The following is a 3,779-nucleotide window of genomic DNA, read 5'->3' as shown; positions in this document are numbered from 1 at the left end:
TTAACTTTTTTCCCTCATCTGGTGGATACTACCTCTGAACGCAACTTAGTATAAGATTGCCTAATCAAAATTACATCAGGGGCTTTCAACCTACCTTTTATAACTGGGATGGTATCTACTTCTATAACGATGGGGACAAAGCAAGCGCGATACGCACTCGTCGCGTCTCTTGCTTTGCGCGATCTCCCTAATTCATATTTCTATTCTGCAACGCTTAAATTCCAGTAATGGTTTGCTGCACTCGTTGCAAATTGGTGTTATCCTGTTTTTGAAAATAGATTTTGGCAGCTTGCTCAAAAGCCTGCTTCGCTTCTACTTTCTTTTTCAAAGCCAAGAAAGCATTACCTTTATTTTCGTATGCTTGGGCATAGTTAGGATCGCGCGCAATCACGCGATCGCAATCTTTAATCGCATCCTCATATTTCTGGCGGGCAAAGCGGGCTATACTTCGCTGATAGTAAGCATCAACGTAGTTTTCATCTATATCAATTGCCTTATCATAATCTTCAGTGGCATCTTTATATTCCTTGTTCGCATAGCGGGCGACTCCCCGGTTAAAGTATGCCCAAGCCCAGCCCTCCGAGTGATCAATGGCTTTGTCATAATCTTTAATAGCCATCTGGTACTCTTGCTTGGCAAATCGGGCTAAACCTCTGTTATTATATGCGGCAGCTAATTTAGGATCGAGGCGAATCGCTTCTGTTGCATCAGTAATTACCGCTGGATAGTCTTTCTGTATAAGACGGACTGTTGCTCGTCCATTGTAAGCTTCGGCATACTTAGAGTCAATGCTAATAGCCTTGTCGAAATCAGCTAATGCAGCTTGATAGTCTTGTTGCGCTGTGCGAGTCATGCCCCGATTGTTGTATGCTTTGGCATAGTTTGGGTCGATTGAGAGCGCGTTGTTGTAATCTGCTAATGCTGCTTGATAATCTTTTAATTGGGTTTGAGCAAGACCCCGATTCGCGTACGCTTCTTTATACTTTGCATCGATCTCAATTGCTTTATTGTAATATGCGATCGCGCTTCTGTAGTCACTTTTGTTGTAGCGATTATCTCCCCATCTGCTATAATCAGCAGCTTCGGCAAGGATGTTATCATTCGGTAGCGTCTCTACATCTAGGTTAGCGCCTCTTAAGTCAGCATTCTTCAAAGAAGCGCCATTTAGATTAACTCCAATCAGTTTTGCACCTTTCAAGTTAGCATTTTTGAGATTAGCATTCTTCAAGTTAGCATCACGCAGATTGGCTTTACTCAGGTCAGCATTTTCCAGATCAGCATCACTGAGATTAGCATTCTTCAGTTCCACACCCCTTAAGTTAAAACCATTCAAGGAAGCCCCACTGAGGTTGACACCACTGAGGTTGACACTACTGAGGTTGACACCGCTGAGGTTACCACGACTCAGCTTGACACCACTGAGGTTAACACCACTGAGGTTAACACCACTGAGGCTGACACCACTGAGATCGACACCGCTGAGGCTGACACCACTGAGGCTGACACCACTGAGATCGACACCACTGAGATCGACACCGCTGAGGCTGACACCACTGAGGCTGACACCTCTAAGGTTGACACCTCTAAGGTTGACTCCTCTAAGGTTGACACCACTTAAGTTGGCATAACTTAAATTGGCACCACTTAAGTTGGCACCACTTAAATTGCTATAACTCAAGTCCGCACCACTTAAGTTGACACCACTTAAGTTGGCACCACTTAAATCACATTTGCGACATTTCTTCGTGTCCCGCAACTGTTTAACGTGTTCAGGTTTTGCCGCGTTACCTGGAAGCGTTACTAACAATGGGGCACATAAAGCGACAGCAGCTAAAAACTTTGTAAAACATCTTTTCTGGGGGTTTGTGAGTTTCATCTTTTTTGTCTCTGTTGATATCCATCTCCTTAGAGTTTGTGTAGTTTATAGGAGTTACACACGCTCACAAATTGTCAATCATATGCATCAGGATTTTTCGTTGTTTCTGGCGCTTGTGCACAGCCCTAATTTGCTTGCCTATTTGCATAGTTGAGTGCCCTAAATCATGAACAAGGGCTGAAATAGCCAAAATTTATAGTGTATATGTACTATAAAAGTCCTAGTTTATTTGTCGTTAGTGGGGCAGAAGCTTGTTTTGTCTGCTTAATTAATACAGTAAAAAAGTAGACTAGTAGAACGTAGAACAGGTGTAAATAGAGTACCCATTTTTTACGATTCAAACTGATGCTAAAAATTGGGTAGCGACATGGGTACAGGACTTACGCCAAGGTGTACTAGGGAAAACACTCGTTGTTTGCGCCAAGTCGATTTTCAAAATTGGATGAGTTAGTTGCATAATTACTCAGGTATCGTCTGTTAAAACTACAACACCTCAAATATAGTTTCCGGAAATTTCAACACCTCAAATCAGTACGCACCTGATCGCAACAGCACTCGGAAGCTTATATCCCACATTCCGCACTTTGTACTGTTACAATCGGTTATTTCGCAACTATGAGAATAATTTAGTTTTTTTTAATACTTTTTGTACTGTAATTGGTCTTCCTGTTCCCTGTTAAGAGTTCCCTTGGGACTCAGCGGTGCTAGAAACTTGGGTTACTACGAGCACTTGTCTTGTCCACAAGAGCCAAAGCTGCTGGATTTCCAAACTCCCGCGAGGTTTTTTCTGATTTTGAATCTTGAATTCCCTGGGAGGGGGTGACTGGTATTCCTGGCTTGAGTTGCGACTGGGGGGGCGGCACTATAACCTGTTCGCCTGCACGCAAACCAGAGGTCACTTCTACGGTTACTAACCCCTCCAATCCCAGGTTGATGGTTCGTTTCTGTGCCTTATTTTGACTATCCCGAACCCAGACAAAGGGATGCGCTTGGGAACGTTGAATAGCTTCAGTACTCAAAACGACTACGTTTTGCCGTTGTTCTAAAACAATCTCAACATTCACCCGGCTACCAGGAATCAATTTGCTAGTAGAGGTATCAAGTAGCACTGTAGCAGGTACCGTTGCTTGAGTCGATTGGTTTTGGTTCCCGCCCTCTTTCTGAGTTTCTTCAGGTGACAGTGCTTGAGGATACAAACTTTGCACACGTCCGGTGAACTTCTGTGCTGATGGTCCGATCGCACTGACACGGGCAACTTGGTTAACCCGAACTCGGGCTGCGTTGAGGGTGGAAAGCTGCAGCTTCACGAGTACTTGCTTAGGGTCGCCTAAGGTGAGCAGGTTGGTGCGAAACTGAACTCCGTCACCGTCCTTAACGTAAATACCCAAAACGACGCTATTAAACGGTGCACTCACAGTGGTATTTTGGAGTTGCTGCTCAATGCCTTGGCGCTCTAGTTGCAGGCTTTGAAGTTTGAGGGCGGTGATGCGCGCCTCTGCCTGACTATCTCGCACTTTAGCCTGATCTGCACGCACTGTGTCTTCCTGTTTTCGGACTTGTTGCCCAGCAACAGCTCCCACTTTCGCCAGGGATGAAAGCTTGCGCAGTTCCCGTTCCTCAGCCATGAGCTGCTGTTGGGCTTCGACAATTTTCTCGCGATCGCGTGCTAAAGTGAATTCCTGTTCTCGAATCTGCAACTCATGTTTGGCAAGGGCAATTTTTCGCTCAGGGTAACGCAGGGTGAGTAGCACTTGACCAGAGCTGACTTTCTCCCCTGGCTTTACCAGTACCCGATCCACTGCACCCTCTGTTGGGGACTTGACAATCCTCTGTTCGCGCAGTTCAACAGTACCGCCCTCTGTGATGGTGGTTTCAACATTGCCTCGCTCCACAGTTAACAAGC

The 3,779-nt window shown here is 45.3% G+C and carries 2 protein-coding genes; both read right to left on the bottom strand.

The window, feature by feature from the left end; translation table 11 throughout:
• Nucleotides 1–214: 214 nt before the first annotated feature.
• Nucleotides 215–1,876: a pentapeptide repeat-containing protein gene (locus tag DP116_RS17840; protein ID WP_169156451.1), complete on the bottom strand. Its 1,662-nt coding sequence runs from the start codon at nucleotides 1,874–1,876 to the stop codon at nucleotides 215–217.
• 704 nt (nucleotides 1,877–2,580) lie between these two features.
• On the bottom strand, nucleotides 2,581–3,779 hold a 1,199-nt coding region (locus DP116_RS17835), incomplete at its 5' end, for an efflux RND transporter periplasmic adaptor subunit (RefSeq protein WP_246275683.1).

Origin of the sequence: Brasilonema bromeliae SPC951 (assembly GCF_012912135.1) — a bacterium.
Lineage (GTDB): Bacteria > Cyanobacteriota > Cyanobacteriia > Cyanobacteriales > Nostocaceae > Brasilonema > Brasilonema bromeliae.
Note: the sequence above shows the minus strand (reverse complement) of the source record. Positions and strands in the feature narration are given on the sequence as shown.

Coding starts and splice junctions, on each gene's coding strand:
- DP116_RS17840 (WP_169156451.1), bottom strand. CDS start 1,876: ATGAAACTCACAAACCCCCAGAAAAGATGTTTTACAAAGTTTTTAGCT.